Origin of the sequence: Bdellovibrio sp. HCB288 (assembly GCF_047305935.1) — a bacterium.
Classification (GTDB): Bacteria; Bdellovibrionota; Bdellovibrionia; order Bdellovibrionales; family Bdellovibrionaceae; genus Bdellovibrio.
In genome coordinates this window covers 2,426,783-2,443,427 of sequence record NZ_CP178619.1, presented here as the reverse complement: position 1 = coordinate 2,443,427, position 16,645 = coordinate 2,426,783, and the positions used below count along the sequence as shown (strand labels likewise).

18 protein-coding genes and 1 tRNA gene are annotated in these 16,645 nt (G+C 45.8%); 9 read left to right on the top strand and 10 right to left on the bottom strand.

All coding sequences use genetic code 11. From position 1 onward, the window contains the following. The first annotated feature begins 5 nt into the window (after window positions 1-5). Window positions 6-1,658, top strand: a complete 1,653-nt coding sequence (locus ACLVWR_RS11930) for a response regulator (RefSeq protein WP_413580875.1) — start codon at window positions 6-8, stop codon at window positions 1,656-1,658. Here ACLVWR_RS11930 and ACLVWR_RS11925 read toward each other — a convergent pair. From ACLVWR_RS11925 to ACLVWR_RS11905, 5 genes are all read right to left on the bottom strand, one after another. After that, the gene (locus ACLVWR_RS11925; protein ID WP_413580874.1) at window positions 1,650-2,918 is read right to left on the bottom strand and encodes a phosphoribosylglycinamide synthetase C domain-containing protein; all 1,269 of its coding nucleotides are present in this window, start codon (window positions 2,916-2,918) and stop codon (window positions 1,650-1,652) included. The two genes, ACLVWR_RS11930 and ACLVWR_RS11925, sit on opposite strands and share 9 nt — an antisense overlap. Window positions 2,919-2,998: 80 nt before the next feature. Then, window positions 2,999-5,134 (bottom strand): hypothetical protein, encoded by a 2,136-nt coding sequence (locus ACLVWR_RS11920; RefSeq protein ID WP_413580873.1) that lies wholly within the window; start codon window positions 5,132-5,134, stop codon window positions 2,999-3,001. A gap of 265 nt (window positions 5,135-5,399) precedes the next feature. After that, window positions 5,400-5,684 carry a hypothetical protein gene (locus ACLVWR_RS11915; RefSeq protein WP_413580872.1) on the bottom strand — a complete coding sequence of 95 codons (285 nt, stop codon included), beginning with the start codon at window positions 5,682-5,684 and terminating at the stop codon, window positions 5,400-5,402. Window positions 5,685-5,958: 274 nt separating this feature from the next. Continuing rightward, window positions 5,959-6,309 carry a hypothetical protein gene (locus tag ACLVWR_RS11910; RefSeq protein WP_413580871.1) on the bottom strand — a complete coding sequence of 117 codons (351 nt, stop codon included), beginning with the start codon at window positions 6,307-6,309 and terminating at the stop codon, window positions 5,959-5,961. A 34-nt stretch (window positions 6,310-6,343) separates the two neighbouring features. Beyond that, window positions 6,344-6,730 (bottom strand): hypothetical protein, encoded by a 387-nt coding sequence (locus ACLVWR_RS11905; RefSeq protein ID WP_413580870.1) that lies wholly within the window; start codon window positions 6,728-6,730, stop codon window positions 6,344-6,346. Between the two features lie 259 nt (window positions 6,731-6,989). Between ACLVWR_RS11905 and ACLVWR_RS11900 the strand changes: the two genes are divergently transcribed. From ACLVWR_RS11900 to ACLVWR_RS11880, 5 genes are all read left to right on the top strand, one after another. After that, complete coding sequence (locus tag ACLVWR_RS11900) at window positions 6,990-7,802, top strand: TIGR02147 family protein (RefSeq protein WP_413580869.1); 813 nt, start codon at window positions 6,990-6,992, stop codon at window positions 7,800-7,802. Then, window positions 7,799-8,563 carry a hypothetical protein gene (locus ACLVWR_RS11895; protein WP_413580868.1) on the top strand — a complete coding sequence of 255 codons (765 nt, stop codon included), beginning with the start codon at window positions 7,799-7,801 and terminating at the stop codon, window positions 8,561-8,563. Before ACLVWR_RS11900 ends, ACLVWR_RS11895 begins: the two co-directional genes overlap by 4 nt. A gap of 16 nt (window positions 8,564-8,579) precedes the next feature. Then, the gene (locus tag ACLVWR_RS11890; RefSeq protein ID WP_413580867.1) at window positions 8,580-9,527 is read left to right on the top strand and encodes a hypothetical protein; all 948 of its coding nucleotides are present in this window, start codon (window positions 8,580-8,582) and stop codon (window positions 9,525-9,527) included. Window positions 9,528-9,634: 107 nt separating this feature from the next. Then, window positions 9,635-9,964: a hypothetical protein gene (locus tag ACLVWR_RS11885; RefSeq protein WP_413580866.1), complete on the top strand. Its 330-nt coding sequence runs from the start codon at window positions 9,635-9,637 to the stop codon at window positions 9,962-9,964. 134 nt (window positions 9,965-10,098) lie between these two features. Beyond that, window positions 10,099-10,947, top strand: coding sequence for a substrate-binding periplasmic protein (locus ACLVWR_RS11880; protein ID WP_413580865.1), 849 nt, complete (start codon window positions 10,099-10,101; stop codon window positions 10,945-10,947). Window positions 10,948-10,965: 18 nt separating this feature from the next. Here ACLVWR_RS11880 and ACLVWR_RS11875 read toward each other — a convergent pair whose 3' ends face one another. The 3 genes from ACLVWR_RS11875 to ACLVWR_RS11865 all read right to left on the bottom strand — a co-directional run bounded on the left by ACLVWR_RS11875 (window position 10,966) and on the right by ACLVWR_RS11865 (window position 12,579). Then, window positions 10,966-11,766, bottom strand: a complete 801-nt coding sequence (locus ACLVWR_RS11875) for an alpha/beta hydrolase (RefSeq protein WP_413580864.1) — start codon at window positions 11,764-11,766, stop codon at window positions 10,966-10,968. 29 nt (window positions 11,767-11,795) lie between these two features. After that, complete coding sequence (locus ACLVWR_RS11870; RefSeq protein ID WP_413580863.1) at window positions 11,796-12,359, bottom strand: GNAT family N-acetyltransferase; 564 nt, start codon at window positions 12,357-12,359, stop codon at window positions 11,796-11,798. 143 nt (window positions 12,360-12,502) lie between these two features. After that, window positions 12,503-12,579 (bottom strand) — tRNA-Met (locus ACLVWR_RS11865). A 189-nt stretch (window positions 12,580-12,768) separates the two neighbouring features. Between ACLVWR_RS11865 and ACLVWR_RS11860 the strand changes: the two genes are divergently transcribed. The 3 genes from ACLVWR_RS11860 to ACLVWR_RS11850 all read left to right on the top strand — a co-directional run bounded on the left by ACLVWR_RS11860 (window position 12,769) and on the right by ACLVWR_RS11850 (window position 15,207). Then, window positions 12,769-14,214: a hypothetical protein gene (locus ACLVWR_RS11860; RefSeq protein ID WP_413580862.1), complete on the top strand. Its 1,446-nt coding sequence runs from the start codon at window positions 12,769-12,771 to the stop codon at window positions 14,212-14,214. 88 nt (window positions 14,215-14,302) lie between these two features. Next, window positions 14,303-14,701 carry a hypothetical protein gene (locus tag ACLVWR_RS11855; RefSeq protein WP_413580861.1) on the top strand — a complete coding sequence of 133 codons (399 nt, stop codon included), beginning with the start codon at window positions 14,303-14,305 and terminating at the stop codon, window positions 14,699-14,701. 83 nt (window positions 14,702-14,784) lie between these two features. Next, complete coding sequence (locus tag ACLVWR_RS11850; protein ID WP_413580860.1) at window positions 14,785-15,207, top strand: DoxX family protein; 423 nt, start codon at window positions 14,785-14,787, stop codon at window positions 15,205-15,207. Window positions 15,208-15,265: 58 nt separating this feature from the next. Here ACLVWR_RS11850 and ACLVWR_RS11845 read toward each other — a convergent pair whose 3' ends face one another. Continuing rightward, window positions 15,266-15,736 (bottom strand): hypothetical protein, encoded by a 471-nt coding sequence (locus ACLVWR_RS11845; RefSeq protein WP_413580859.1) that lies wholly within the window; start codon window positions 15,734-15,736, stop codon window positions 15,266-15,268. Window positions 15,737-15,913: 177 nt separating this feature from the next. Next, window positions 15,914-16,639, bottom strand: a complete 726-nt coding sequence (locus tag ACLVWR_RS11840) for a HEAT repeat domain-containing protein (protein ID WP_413580858.1) — start codon at window positions 16,637-16,639, stop codon at window positions 15,914-15,916. Window positions 16,640-16,645: the final 6 nt, after the last annotated feature.

The window sequence follows — 16,645 nt, the reverse complement described above, 5'->3', positions numbered from 1 at the left end:
GTCAGATGGTTCAAAGAACTTTGGACTTCGATTGGGCATCCACCGATCTGGGGCCAATTGAGAGTTGGGATTTTGGCTTAATCAATTCCTTGCGAATACTTTTCAACTGCCCTGTCGGGATGTACTGCACTTGGGGTCCCGAGCGACGAGTGTTCTATAATGATGCCTACATTCCAATTCTAAAGCATCGCCACCCCAAGGCATTGGGCTCCCAGCTTCATGATGTGTGGCCGGAGGTTTGGGACCAAGTTGAAGAGATTGCCAGTACAGTTGATTCCGGAGGAACTGTCCTTGCCGCCGATGTGCAATTCGACATCGAAGTCGAAGGCGAAGGCAAACCTCGGGACAACTATTACACCTACGGCAACTCGCCCCTGTTCAATGCCAAGGGCGAAATCGCCGGCATGCTGTGCACGATACTCGACACCACGGTGTCGGTAATCAGAAATCACACCACAGAAGAAAATCTCGCTAAAACCATTCGCGAACTTCAGGCCGCAAAAATGACCGCCGAAAATGCAAATCTGGCGAAATCAGCATTTCTGGCAAACATGTCCCACGAGATTCGCACTCCACTGGGTGTCATTCTGGGTTTTTCTGAAATCATCGGAACTCAGGACCTTGAGGCCGAGGAGCGAGATCAGTACTTCGACGTCATCCAACGCAATGGCGCTTCACTGACTCGCATTATCGATGACATTCTTGATCTGTCCAAAATCGAAGCCGGAAAATTCGAATTGGAAAAGTCACCGGTGAGTATTCGTAGTCTTACTGAAGAAGTCTTGGGTATGTATTCGGATCAAGCTTCCAAAAAAAACATCCAGATCAAATCTGACCTTGAGGAAATCAGGGATCTTGTTGTGATCACCGATTCTGTTCGCATCCGACAGGTTTTGTTGAACCTCGTCGGCAATGCGGTCAAGTTCACTTCGACGGGATCTGTGAGCATCTTTTGTCGTGTCAGCCAAAAAGCTGGCAATCAGAAAGAAATCACTTTCCAGATTGAAGACACCGGCATTGGCATGACTCAAGAGCAAAGTGACCGCTTGTTTCAGCCCTTCACCCAGGCGGATGCCACATCCACTCGCCGCTTCGGGGGCACAGGACTGGGACTGGCTCTCTCAAAAAACCTGGCGCATACACTGAATGGTGATGTCAGAATTGTAAATTGCGTCACCGGCAAAGGATGTATCTTTGAATTTTCATTCCAGGCTGACGTGACAAATATGCTTCCACAGCCAAGCTCTCCACAGATTGAGCAAAATACTGCTGACACGTCACTTGAAGGATTCAAAGTTCTTGCCGTTGACGACTCACCTGACAATCAAGAACTGATCCAAACTATTCTGTCACACGTCGGTCTGGATGTTACCGAAGTAAGAAGCGGCGAAGAAGCTATCAAGGAAGCCTTTCATCACAATTATGACCTTGTCCTGATGGACATACAAATGCCCGGCCTTGATGGCTTTGGCACCCTGTCAGAGCTGCGCAGCCGAGGCTTTAAAGCCCCGATCATCGCCTTAACAGCACACGCCATGAAAGAGGACAGAGACCGAGCTCTTGCCGCGGGATTTGCAGACCACGTGACCAAGCCGATAAACACTCATGCCCTGGTGCAGACGATTCGCTCCTACCTAAATAAACCGCGCTTAAGTTAACAGTCCCCACGTCTGCAAAAGATCACTGTCCCGATGCCAGCGCTCGCCGATGTCGGTTCGATAGAACATGTTAGGGATTTGAATGTTTTTGATTTTTCCATAGGCTTCCTTGCGCGCCTCATCCATCGTGGAACCCGCCCCCGAGACCACCAACGAGTATCCAGAGGTACCGGTCAACAGCCACTCACCGTCGACCTTTTTAACTTCACAAGGATAGACTCCGTCAGCGATTGGTTTTTTAAAAACCACCGGGGCATCTTCGGAGAACTTTCTGAAAGTGTCATTATCTGAAAACGGAAAAGGAGGGACAGCGACCACAACTGCGAGCTGCAGACCTTTTTTAGTGCGCAATTGAAAGTCTTGGCCTGCGGCGAGGGCATACATAAACTCGCCCCATTTGGACAGGATGCCTTCCAATTGCAAGTTCAGTGTCGGATAACCGAACCGCGGAGTGAACTCCAGAGGATAAACTCCCCGGGCATTCACGATACAGTTGATATCAAAGTATCCGACATAGCCCTGAATCCGTGACTCCATTTTGGCCAAAGTCTCTCGAAAGATCTTTGTATCAGAGGCCCAGAATCCAGTCGTGCCCATTTCTCCGGTGGCAGGTCCGATATCTCCGTTCATTAATTTTTTATGTTCAAAGTTTATCAGTGCCGGCAGGATGAATTTCCGACCGTTAAAGAAAGCCCCTACAGCCACTTCAACTCCCGATACAAATTTTTGGATTTGAAAACTGCGAATCTTACGTCCCCAACCTTTGCGATAGCGCTCAAGAATGGTGACCACGTCCTTGCCGTCCTCTTCCTGACCTACATAAGAGAGCACTTTATCATTCTGTGCCTTACCGCTGGGCTTCACCACATAGCGTCCGGGATTGTCTTTGATAAACTGAATGGCACTGTCAAAATCCTGGAACTCCCAAGACGGAATCTTGGTAAGTCCTGCCGCTTTCATTTCCTCAGAGCCAAACTCCCGGTCAAATTCCAGGCGATCAGAGTATTTGGTGCCACCGACAACTTTATGGCCTTCTTTGCGCAGCTTTTCGCAGATGTCACCGAAATCGGAGTCGTCGAAAATAATCGCATCGGCCCAGGATTTGTATTCTTCCCAGTTTTCGATTTTATCGACGAAGCCATCCCCGACTTCTTTCTCTGTTTTAGAAAGGACCGTGTATTTGACCTCATGGCCTTCTTTGATGATTTGCGAGGCCAAGGCATGCAAGGAAGACCAGCGGGTTACGAATAGGAATTTCATTCCTTCATTGTAGAATGAATCCGACTAAAAGGAAGGCTTCGGGATGAAGCCTGTGCGCTAACATTTTGCCTTAAGCGGCACTATTGTGCCGCTTTTTTCATTTCAGGGACAATTCTGAATGGGTTTTTTCCGTCTTTTGGTAACAAGCACATAAACTTGCTTTTATCTCGCATATCACAGACGTAGGCTTTAATTCTAAGATCCGGATTTTTTTCCTCCGTCAAAACAGTGACCGTGTATCCGTAAGCTTCAATGGTACTGGTCGTTCCCCATGCTGGAACATTGGAAGGTACACATTTTTTGCCCGTAATATTTGTTTCCTCACAGAAAATAACCTGCACTGGATATCCACAACCGTTCACTACTTTAAAGTAGTCTGAACTGATCCCGCTGCCATGCTGAACGAAGCTGACACAGTTTGCACCTATCAAACGTGCATCCGTGGATTGCGGCTCTGGTGGTTTTTTAGATTTTGGTTTCTCTTCTGGCAGTGCCTTTGGTTTTTCTTCTACTTTCTTCTCTTTTTCTGCCTTACCAGAACCACTGCCTTTCGAAGAATCCTTCTTGGGTTTGCGGTTCTCTTCAGCACGCGCTGCGCGTGCTGCATCCGCTGCTTCAGAATCTGCTCTCGCTTGCGCCTCTCGAGCTTCTCTTTCTTCTCTCTCCGCTTGAGTTCTCGCTTTTATTGCATCCCTATTAGCCCAACGACTGTCATCCGATTCATAGTATGCTTTGCCGTGATCGTTCGTGGCTGGATTCGCTCTCGCAACCTCCATGTAACAATCCACAGCGGCCTTGAACTCTTTCATGGACCAGATAAATTTATTGTGATCCTTCTGTCTTAATGTACTCATATCTCGGCTATCGCCCGCCCAGTCGCGAACAAACAACCAGTCACTCACCGTCATAAAGCGCATTTGCGTGAAATCTTTAAGGGTAAAGGAAATCCCCTTCTTTCTGATTTCAAAGTAGAATGGTTTGATGTGGTATCCATTTTCAACCATAAGCGAGTGAGAGATATAATCCATCTCGGGCTCATCATGTTCCAAATGATATGTATAAGAGTCCGAGCATTGATATCCTGGCCAACCTTTATGAGGTACGTAAATTCCGTTCGGCCCATAGTCTGCACGTTCTTCTGCAGCCTTTTGATCTTTGTATTTTTTTTCGATACGTGCGAAGTCGCTGTTTTTTGGCCAACCATTTTTATAGAAATTCTTGGCGACCATCACGAACGATTCATCGTTAGTCTCGATCTCCAACTCCCAATAGGTCTTCGTATTGATAGTCCAATACCGCTCCTGCAGATTTGGATAGATACCTTTTTGAGCTAGAATCGGACCCACAATATCCAACCAGAATGTGGCATTACGTTTGGGATTACCATAGTCAATGGATTCAAATCGATCGCCGGTAAAGCGACCCTTCTTCATCGTTCCGCGCAGGGCTGAATCCAAAGTTGAACCTTTATAATAGCGCAGGTCTCCGGATCCCGTGGCGCGATTTTTTGAATCAACGGGGCCCGTCCACACCACTGTGGCTCCATCGATACCCATCGGTGGAATTCCCACGATAACACCATTCTTATCTGTTGAAAGAGGCAGGATCTCGTTTTGCTGCACTTCCACTTCGCTTAACTTTTCCTCAGACACAGCCGCTGCAGGTTTCGCCGGTGCTGCTGGAGTCGAGTTAGCTCCACCTTGAAAAGCACTTCTTTTTGGAAACTTACCTTTGTAGTATTTGTTGGCGATCGACATGAATGTCTGAAAATCAATTTTGGATTCGAAACTCCAGAAGGTGCTGCTTCCAATGGAATAGTACTCATTTCCAAAGTTTGGATAAGTCCCTTTTTGTGCAATGATGGCCTTACCTTTGTAAAGCCAGAACGTCAGATTGTTCGAAGGCATAATGCCATCAATGAATTCTACTCGATCGCCAACCCAAAACCCATCTTTCATGGTTCCCTTGGCGGCATACTGATAGGCGATTTCACCGTTGGGTTTGTACTTCGTCCATTCGACTTTGCCATCGCCCTGGGCACGCTCGCCATCGTCAGTGTCACCCCACCACTCCACCTTATCGAATTTCGCCTGCATCGGTGGAATGTAAAGTGATCGGCCGTACTCGTCCTTTTGGAGTGTTTGTTTGAAGTCAGCCCCATAGGCAATCGCATTAAAACTAAGTAACGCTACAATCACCAAAACCAGATTTTTCATTGGAATCTCCAAAATTTATTATTCAGAAGATTCAAAATGCAAGCCTGTTACCAATCAGTTCTTTGATTAGTTCGATCTAATGGAACTTCAGTGTATAGAAGAGTGATTTCTCGCGTTTTTCGGCACACGCGTCTCAAATCGAGACTGGCGGATTTGCGGCAAACTAACCGCTAAATGTATCTTTAAAAATAACGCAACTCAGAACCGATATCGGTTCTGCAGCGCAGCCTCGCATTTAGCCTGGCTGCCGGTTTACATCCTTAAATTAATGGGACTCAAGAGCCAGATTGAAATCGAATTCAGAAATGGCTTCGATGCCATCTTCTTCCAACAGATCTTGCAGCTCGACTTGAGCATCAAGATTCTTATTAACATCGTCGCTGACGAAGCTTGTTTGGAAGATGATTTTCTTTTTAGAGTTCTCAACACCGATCACAGCCACTTTGCCGTCGATGCCCGTGATGAATACGCCACCCAGCTCATCAGCCGTAGCTTGAAGTTCCTTGATATGCTTTTTGATCAACGCAGCAGCTTCAGTTTTAAAAGACATAGGTTCGGTCGCTTTCATTCAAATCGTGGAAAAGATGTGCATGGTATTGCACGAATTCCCAGCTCAATCAAGTATTTGGACCGCCATGTAAGCCCTGCTAAACGAAAAGGAGTTCCACGAAACCCCTTTCCTTACCTATTAAACCTGAGGATCAGAAAGAATATCGCGATTGGCCTCAAAAACAGCGACAGGACGGCCTGGCTGTTCCGGAGGGCAAAAAGCCCGCATTTCACCTGAAGTGCGAGCAACAGACGATACTTTCGAAGGATATGATCTATTCAAATTCCTTAATTTCCATTCCGAAAACTCTGACGTGAGTTTGGCTGTAAACAAAACCTGTCAGTGTCACCTTCGTAACTTCCGCGCCACCTTGGCCATTTGCGGGATCCAATGGAAGATTACACATCACCGAGATATTGAATTTCTCGTTGATATCATCCACCGTCGAAATTTGGACATTTTCCACTTTTGGCGTAGAGCATTCAAGCCCGCGCATTCTTGCAACGGTAAATACCACAGCTTGAATTTCCGGGCTGGAAAGAACAGCTTGTTTAGATTTTTCGGAGGTACCAGCAAAAGAAATGCTGGCTGCAAGCATAAGAGCACAAGTAATAAGTAGTTTCATATCATTTTTCCTTTTCTATTAAATTTTTAGTCAACTATCTGCTTAGGTCATCGCACTTCAGAATTGCAGACACAGGAGTTCTATAGTGAAGATCTAGTACGCCCTGAAGCTGCAAGGTAGAAGCCCGCAAATCAAGAGTGACTTTGCCATCAAAACCCGAACGATCTCCAGACAACTGCACATCACTGGAATAAGTGTTTGTATTGTCAAAAGCCCCCTTCAACACCCATCCGCCGAACAATAGAGTCAATGAAGTCTCTCTGCCTGCGTGACCTTTGCGATGTTCAAATACGTTAACTACCAATGAATTGTTTTCGCCAAACACCACGGCATCGCCTTTGCAAATCAACCAGGCACTGTCTTTTGCGAAAGATGGGGTTGCAGCCAATGTCATTCCAATTACCAAGATAAGATTTTTCATTTTCATTTCCTTTTTTGAAATATTTGTTTGTTTCTCTGAGATCACCTTTACAGGATAAACCGGCAAGAAATCGAGCATTCGGAGTACATAGTGTCCACTGGACTAAAAACTCAGTGGACATACGTAATTCTTTCATTTTCCCTATGACGAACTCAATTTCGATAACCTTTTTACAGGCAATTCACCGAATCTCAGTTCAGTGAACACTCTGATCTCTTTATTTGTGGCGACCTTTCTGAATTTGCAATAAAAGGACCCCATGAAACTGGATCAGTCCTTCCACTATAAATATTTGGCAGACGAATTCGCGCGCCGCTCGAATGTGAATCCCCACTATTCACTTCGATCATTTGCTCGTGATCTTGAAGTTACCCCTTCATGGCTCTCTGACTTTCTTTCCAATAAAAAAGGCATGGCTCCTCAGACGGCAGAGCGCATAAGCGTCTTACTGGGAATGACTTTGACAGAAAGTCGGCTGTTTATTCTGAGCTCTAAGGCATTTCATTCCCGCAGCGAGAAAGATCGCAAGGCTGCGACCTTGGAGCTGGCATCATATAAGCAAACTAAATCCTACAAAATGCGCCCTAAGGATTTTTCCGCGACCGGCACCTGGTACCATCAGGCAATTCTTGAGCTGACAGAAGTCGAAGGGTTTTCCCATCATGAGTATGAGCTTATGGAGCGCCTGCGCCTTCCTCAGGCAACGATTCGCCGGGCGGTTCAGGATTTGATAGCTGCCGAGTTACTAAAGATCGAAGACGGAAAAATGAAGACGTGCTTTCCTGAAACTGAAAGCACCATGGACATCTCATCGATCGCTATTCGTAATTTCCATGAGCAGGTTTTAAACAAGGGCATCAAAGCTTTGCATGAACAAACTGTCACCCATCGGGAATATGGCAGTACCACTTTCGCCTTTGACGACAGCAAAATAGACGAAGCCAAAAAGGCATTAAGAAAGTTTCAAAAACAATTCGCGGAGGAGTTTTATACAAAATCCGCAAACAAAAACAGTGTCTATCAATTTTCAGTTCAGTTTTTCAGAATCGACCGTAAAAAAGGAATGTCATGAAATCCACAATCCTAGCCACTATATTGCTGCTTCTTTCGCCCTTTGCTTTTGCCGGCCCAAGATACGTTGGCAACGGTGGCGACACCTACTCCCTTCAATTCCTGGTTTATGCGGAAAAACTGAATAAGTACCTGCAATATTCAAACATTGAAGGATTGAACGTGAACCTGCTGCGCGATGCGATTTCTTCGACAAAAGTAGAATCCACGAATCAACAGCTGGTTCTTAACGGTATCCCAAAAGATGCTATCAACTACCCTGCTGAAAAAAGAATTATCTTTAACAGCGACCGCTGGATTGGCTTCACAGAAGATGAAAAACTATCCTTGGTTCTGCATGAGTATCTGGGGCTTATCGGACTTGAGGATGCGAAGTATACTTATTCAAAGTTGATCTTAAAAGATATGACGACCGTTCAGCGTATCCGCAATGGTAGCGACAGCATGTGGCAGATTTGCCAAGACGACACCCTGGTTGTAAATCTTTATGAGCACCGCGCCGAGGTAGAATCAACACCGACCGGCGCCATTCAGCATCGCGCGACAAATATCACATTGATTTACGGAGGCTGGGTTCTAATTGGTGAATTAAGGGATGCCTCCACTGGAAACGTAACACTTCGCCACACCAATGGCTCCTATTCGGGTACGGTTTCCATAAACTCCAATAGAAGACTCACTTTAGTCGGCACTCTTAAACTTGCTGGCTATGAAGAACAATTAAATATGACCATGCTGTGCGCAGAAAAATACGGCCGCTAAGGCGGGGAAGGTTCGTATGTTTAAATATATTATCTTAGTGGCAATTTCATCCGTAGCCCTAAAATCACCAGCGTGGTCCATCATGGATGCGACCAATGGGGGACCTAAAACTCGCGAACAACTTCAAAAGGAATATGACGACGCAATCAATTCTGGAGATGCCGAGCGCTCCGACGAGTTATGGGCAAGGCTAAATGGATTCGATTACACTTTGAATTCATACGATTCCCTCTCTTCAGACAAAGCACCCCAAACAGCCCGTGAGCTTTGCAAATTGAATGACTCCCCCTACGGAATTAATCAGCTTTTAGCCAACGCCGACAATCGCATGGCCTTCACAAATCTAAGTGGTGATTTGGGCACAGGCCTTTGCTGGTGGCATAGCTCATTGACCAGATCTGCAGCCATGCTTTCTATTTATCAGCCCGACAAACCACGTCCTAACAAAAAAGAAGCAGAACGCATCATCGACACGTTGATTGCGATGAATGGCATTGTCACTATCCCCGGCTTTTCAAACTGGCGCGAATTTTCAGAATATTTTAGTTCAGAGCTTGAATCCAAAATGAGTGCCTGGCAGCGAAGCGAAGCTTTGAATTTCGGTTGGTTACGCGGATTAAAAGGAACTTCAAAAAGTTCCGAAGACCTGCGAGCTAATTTAGAATTAGCTGAGCACGATTTCCGTCTTTACAAGAAGCCCGTTTACGCCATGTTGCAGTTTGCAGGCCCCATGGCACACTCGTGGCTGATCCTTGATATTAAAAAAACAGAGACTGGTTTTAGGATGTTCGTATTGGACTCTAACACGAGTACCGTTGATCGTTGGGATTATCAGTTCGGGCAAGAAAGCATAATCTATCCAGGGCTTAGCGGCTTTATTCCTTATGTGCAGCCCAAAGAAAGACAAGATCTGTTCAAACTACAGTCTTTAACGGATAAGTTCTGTAAACCCTACAAAAAATAGAGCTGCGGCAGATTTGCCGCACTTTGGGGCACAGAATCTCTGAGATTAAAGATGGGTATGGTAAAAATCTTCTCGTACCTAAAACCCAATTAATCTCAGGAGAACTTATGAACGCCCTTAATCTAGCTATCCTTCTTATTGCATCGCTTGTTTTTAGCTCAGCTCATGCAAGCTCAGGACAAGCCCTTCGCGAATTGACTAAAGCGGTTCAAGAATCCCAAGGCCTTCTTTACGGAGGAACTATTGAAGCCCAGATCTGTGATGATCAGGAAAGTTCACAATACCTTCTGTTTGTTGATAAAGAGGCGCAGATCTTGGCTGTATCTGTGAATTCAGGTTTTACGGCCTCCAACGGAGACGAAGGTTGGATGGCTGCCGATACGGCAGAGTTGATCAATATTCAACAGTGCACTCACTCTAAAGTGCGTATCTATTGAACTAAGAATTGATCGAGCTTAAACTTTCCAAAATGCAAGATTCCGAGGGTGCCCCCCTCGAACATCTGCAAATTGACAGAACTTCAGGCGCCCAATAGCATATTTTTTCCAATCGCCAATAATAGCGATAAAGAATGGAAATGAGTGTCTTGGGCTTAAAAACTTCAATTTTTCCATTACGCCTGTTGTTCATCGGTCTTGGAGTTTTCCTTGGCTTTTGCGTTGCCATGCCGTCAGTCTCTAGCGCCAAATCGCGTGTGCTAAAAATTGCTGGTGATAACTCCTGTCCTTTAAACTGCGACCCCAAAGCCGATGGCGTTGAAGGGTTTATCGTAGAGGCTGCCCGTGAAATATTTAAACCTTTAGGTTGGAACGTCACCTATGAGCTTCAGCCTTGGAAAAGGGTCATAGCCAACCTCTATGCTGGTAAAGTTGATGCAGCTTTAACCGCCGTCCATTTAAATGGTGGGCATGATCCTGAGGGTATATTTACGAAGGTTCCAGAGTATACCGGTGCCGTTTGCTTTTATGTTGCCGCAAACTCCAACTGGCAATTCAATGACTTTTCAAAAGAATCCACTTCGTTAAAGACCGGCGTATTAGGAGTGATAGCTGGGTATGACTACCCTCCCGAAATGCAGAGTTATATCGATGCACATAAGCATGATGGGAAAATTGACGTCACGACTTCACAAGACGGAGCTAATTTAGCCTTCAAAAAACTAGCGTCCGGTCGAATCGACTTCTTCTTAACTCTTGATATCTTTGCAAAGTACCGGTTAAGCCGATTGGCGCTTACAGATAAAGTAAAAGTTAATAAATGCCCGATCAAGAAAGTGAATTTGTACATTCTGTTCGGAAAGAAAAATAAGAATTCGCAAGAGCTTGCGGATGCCTGGGATAGCTCCTACGAGGCATTTCTAAAAAGCGATAAAGGTAAAAGCCTATTACGCAAATATGACCTCAAGCACCCTTTGGAATGAAATGAAGTAGATTTACTTTTACTGCTCAGCTACCGCTGTCAAAAACAATTGAATTTCTTTCGCCACTACAGACGAATTCCATTTTTCAGACTGCAACATCAAGCCATGTCCTACTCCTGGAATTACAATTGCCTTATTCAGTGTATTTTTTTGCTGCAAAATAGCCTCGTGAATTTTCGAGAATGCCGTAGGTGGAGTGAAGTGATCTTCCGCTCCGTTTAGGGCAATGATAGGTATGTTCAAACCAGCAACAACGTCCCCAGTTAGAATTCTGTTCATGCGAGACAACCAATAGCTAACTGGATGAGATGCCACAAACATCTTTCCGTTCACCTTTGAATTCTCAAGATCCGCCAACCATTTTGTCCATTTTTCGATTCCAAGTTGCATCTTTATTCGCTCAGAAATGTCTTGATGGCTGGCGACTCTCAACACCAAAGCGTCGATATTACTTGTTCTGGTAGCTGCTTCCGCCGCTAAAATTGAGCTTTCGCTTTGTCCCAGAACAACTATCTTCCCGAAATTCTGCTGTTTAAAATGATCCGCAAGAATCACCAGATCATCCCGAAGATCATCAAAAGTAACAGACTTCCAATCACCTTCTGATTCTCCACAGCCGTACTTGTCGTAAACGACAGAACTCCAACCTAAGTCGCCAAGCCAAACGCAGATGTCTTCTATTGAATCATCATCTACGGAACGTATCTCGCCACTTCCCGTGCCCAAGATCACAACCCCATGGCATTGGTTTCCAGACTCAAAGTTTTTGGTCCATAGTTGACGCTCCCTAGGACCTATCATTTGATAAGTAGTCTTCATTCCTTCACTCTAGCACGGGCAATTAGAATTCAATACTTGGATTTTGTATAAGAAACCGCGTCGCGAGCAGCAGACCCGAATGCAGGAAGCACGGAGTGGTTTTTCAAAACGCTGTCTCTTTTGAATCCAGCTTTTTCTAACACGCGTTGGGTGGCTGTATGTTCCAGATCCACAGCTGTTGTAATACTTTGAACCGTACTTTGCTCAAGCAACCAATGGGTCGCAAGCTCACAGGCCTCAGTAGCGAATCCCTGACCACGATGAAGTTCTGAGATGCCATAATGAATTTCGGCAAGATGATTTTTTGGAAAAACCAGAAACACACCAACCGGCTCTGCGCTATCAACCTTTGAAATCACCCACGCAAAGGGAGCCCCCGCCTCTGACCAGGCAGCAACAGTCCACTTCTGCAGAAACTGTTTTGTTTGCTCGATGGAGCCATGCGGAAGCCGAGATAAAAACTTCGATGACTCTACTGAAGAGAAATAGTGCTTAAACAAAAGCTCTGCATCACCACTAACTGTACTGCGGAGTTGTAGCCTTGGGCTTTCAATTTTAACGGGTTTTACTGAGAGTTCTTTATGAATCACCACAGGCCTGACTCCGTATTTTGGGCATAAAAAAACCCGCATTTCTGCAGGTTTGATATTTCTCTCAGAGGCTCATTTCCGGAGAAACTTCCATCAGAACGCATCCGATGAACTATGTTTTTAACTGCCCGAAAGCAGAAAAAATTTGGTAGTGAGAGGCGGACTTGAACCGCCGACCTACGGATTATGATTCCGTTGCTCTAACCAGCTGAGCTACCCCACCAACCGTAACGCTTGCGCGTGAGCCGCAATTTTTATTAGTTCTGCGTCCTTATGTCAAATGTTGCGTTTGCGTTATCTGAAGTTTTTCGAAAATCCTAAGGGGCCCAGTCTTTAGTCTTGACCCCGCTGTCATATCACAATGGAATAATTACTCGGACATAATGTTCAATCTCAGGGAAGGGATAATTATATGAAAAGACTGATGATGGCAGCCCTACTGCCAGCAATTATGGTGGGTTGTTCAAACTCCAACAACCACGCTATTCCCACGGATTTAGGCGGCTCTGACCGTCAAATCAAAGTTTCTGCTAATAAGCTTTCCATCACAGGTATGGACGGAGTAGCACTTGCGGACGCACAGGTTTTGATCGGTGATGCACTGAACTCTCCGTTTGAAGGAAACCTCCTAACAACAGACGCGGTGGGTCAAATTGAAATCCCCGCTTCTTGGACAACGGCTCAGCCAATCACAATCCAAGCCAAGGGTTACGTGCGCATGACTTATATGTCTGTGGAGCCAGGCGCTTTGACGTTCAAACTTCGCCCACTAAACACGGTGAACCAATTTGAAGTCAAAGGCACTGCTCAAGGACTTCCGATCAAAAATGGCGACGGCAACATCGACTTCGGCTTGGTGATGCAAGGATTCACGAAGATGCAACTTTTTGCCTTCAGCATGGATTCCGTGTTGAGTGCGCAAAACGACAAGATCTCTGCTTTAGGTCAAGAGATGGATATTCCGGCGAACTTGTCTTTGCCAAAACAAAGCGAGAAATACGCCCTGTTCACAGTGACTTTGGATAAGCCTGCTTACCGCATTTACTTCGGTCAGCCAGGTGTGACTCGCGTATTCGTGGCTCGCGGTACTTTCCCGTTCAAACAGGTCGTTGATGGTGTTCGCGGTGGTGCAAAACTTTACGAAATGCTGAACGTATTTGATCTGAACGCAGGCGCGATTCGTGACGTGAATTTGTCCAAAGGCAGCACGCAGTTGGACCTTCCGACGAACGATCTTAAGTTCACGACTAAGAATACTTTGGTAGCCCCGCAAATCCGCGCAGACGAGACATTCATGGCGGCGGCATTGTCAGGTCAATCCGGCTTCTTGCTTCCAACAGATGTTAAGAAATTGAATGCCGGCCAAAAAATCACTCTGAACACGGTTCCAGGCATGGAAGCGAGCGCTTTGGCGGTTTTGACTAAAACTGAGGACCTTCGCAACGACATTGACCGTGTTTCCACGGCGATCATTCCGTTTGCCGGTACGACAGCTCCAAAGGTTCTGCCTTTGATCAGCAACCCATCTGTGACTGGTGGCGGTCGTGAATTGATTTTGCCTCAGTTCAACACGATTGATGGCGTGAATCCGATTGCGACTTACGCAGTGTTCTCCAACCAAATCGAAGTCAAGCAAGGCGCTGACAAAGTGAAATTGATGAATCCGACATGGGAAGTTTACGCTGACAAATGGGTGACGAACATGAAGGTTCCAAATTTCCCGAATGACACGCTTCTGAATGGCAACAAGCGTTGGGAAGTGAACTTTTTGGGTTCACAAACGGCTTCACAAGCGCCTATGGGCCCTGCTATGATCGAAGCTGCAACACATGTCACACACAGCTCGGTTAACTTCTAGAACTATTCTCTTATCACTTGTGATTATCACAGGCTGCACTGTTATTGGTTGCAGCCTGTTTGATAAAAGACCCTCCGCCAATCAACAAATGGCGAAATTCAACAAACAAAGAGTCTTCTTCGCTCCCTACGACACTGTCTGGAGAGCCGCCCACTCTGTGATTAAATTCCCAATCGCTCAGGAAAATCAGGACACTGGTGTTATTGAAACTGAATACATCAAAGGCATTGATGGCTGGTTGCCACCTGATGTGAACAAACCACCTTCCAGTGGCATTCGCTACAAACTGACTTTCACTTTTGCCAAGGGCACAGCAGATGGCCGCGAATCAACTCGCGTGACCATTGATAAGAAAATGGAAATCCTGCGCGATTTCTTCTCCACGCCTGAGCCGAAAGAGTCCGACGGCCTGGAAGAAAAAATTTTGTTTTACAGAATCGAGCGCGAGTTGGTCGTGATGGATGCGCTTAAAAGAGCTGCGCAATAACAGCAACCAGCAAAGCTGCTTGTCTACGTCGCCAATTAACGAAAACCTAAAATCATCAACTGCATTTTCAGAAAGGCACAACTATGAATATCAAAAGCTTTCTTTTTGCGAATAACACCGGACAGACAGGTCAGATCGGCATCCTGCTGCTTCGTCTTTTTGCGGGACTTGTGATGGCCTTCGCTCACGGCATGGGTAAATTCCCAGTCTCTGAACAATTGATCGCTGGAGTTGAATCGGTTGGCTTTCCGATGCCGGCGCTCTTTGCTTACGCAGCCGCATTAACTGAATTTGCCGGAGGGGTCTTACTTGCTTTGGGACTTTTCACCCGCCCGGTCGGAATCCTTTTGGCATTCACTATGTTTGTAGCCGGTGTCTTTATCCACGCAGCTGACCCATTCAAGATCAAAGAACTCGCATTCCTTTACATGTTCGTTTACATCTTCTTTGCCTGCTACGGCGGCGGAAGATTCTCTTTGGATAACAAACTGGCTTCGAAAGCTTAGCTAAGAACGAAAAAAGGCAACCTGTGGGCTGCCTTTTTTCATTTCTACAACACTGAATTTACTTCTCAGGGACTACTTCCCCGACGGCCGCGGAAGGTGTTCGAACAGCTCCCCCGTCTGCAACCTGCGATTTAGCCGGGTCGGCACAAAGTTGACTTATATTATAGTGCTCAGGTGGGTCATAGGTTTTATCATTGGCAGCATCAATGGCAATTCCGATGATACCTCCAAATACGATATTCCCAGCAACACCCGCCAAGGCATCATATTTCGTTTTCATAAAGCCTTCTCTGGTTTCATTATTACAAGTGACTGTGACTGGAATGTCCTCTTTGGACCGAGTTACACGAATGGTCGTCTGGCCATTTTTTAAATTATACTGACCATCGGGAAGATTGATTTGAGTCTCTCCATTGGGAAGCCCCCCAGTGATTCGAACCGTCGTTCTTTCCGACTTAACAATCGTGGCACATCCAGCGAGTCCGGCCATTGCCAAAGCAGATGAAATTAGCACTTTTAGCATCGACATTATTTACTCCAAGCCTTAGGTTTGAATACATTTCGGCTTGTTTAGTGAAACAATGAGACTTTGCCGTAAACAATTTTAAATTTGTTCATTCCTTTACCGAACTTTCTCAGTTCAGATCATGAATAAAAAAAGGCAGCCCCGTTGGCTGCTTTTTTTATGTTACATTTTTTGATATTCTTAGAGCTTTTCTTTTTTAACGTAGTCTTTCCAAAGACTCACAAGCTCGTTTTGCTTTAGCTTGTTTTCGCCCAGCTTCACGCCGGTCAGTTTTTGTAAACCGCGAACCGCCGGCAATTGCACCCGGTCGTCGTTATCCGTCAACAATCCCGCAAAGGATTTCAATTCATGGTCCATTGGCTTTTTGGACAACTGCTCCACGATTTGATGACGTACCCAAAGACTTTGTTTGTTTTTGAAGTTATAGTCCTTGTTCAGCTCTTCCCACAAAAGATCGCGGGTCTCGGCTGTCATGTTTTTACCAAGAACTTCCACCGCGGCAGAACGAACCACCAGGGCTTTGTCTTTGATTAATTTTTGAGCAAGCTTCTCCGCTTGGATCGGGTTCACTTCAGACAACGCAACCAAGGCTGCGTTTCTCATGTACCACTGATCGTGGGAGCCGGCCTTCAGAAGATTCGCCGTCGCCTCAAGCTTTTTGGACTCTGCCGCCCCCATCAAAGCCTTCCAACGAAGGTTCATGGGTTGCTTTTCACTGAATGCCAAAGAGATAAATGAATCATAGAACTTAGGGTTGCCATCAATCGCCATACGACGATTTTCACCAGGCAAATTCAGGACTTCCATCGCGGAACTTAAAGCATCAGGTGAAGGCACAGATTTGGCTGCGAAAACACTTGAAGAAAAACCTATAAGCAAAACGGGCAACAGGATTTTTGTGTTCATGATGAC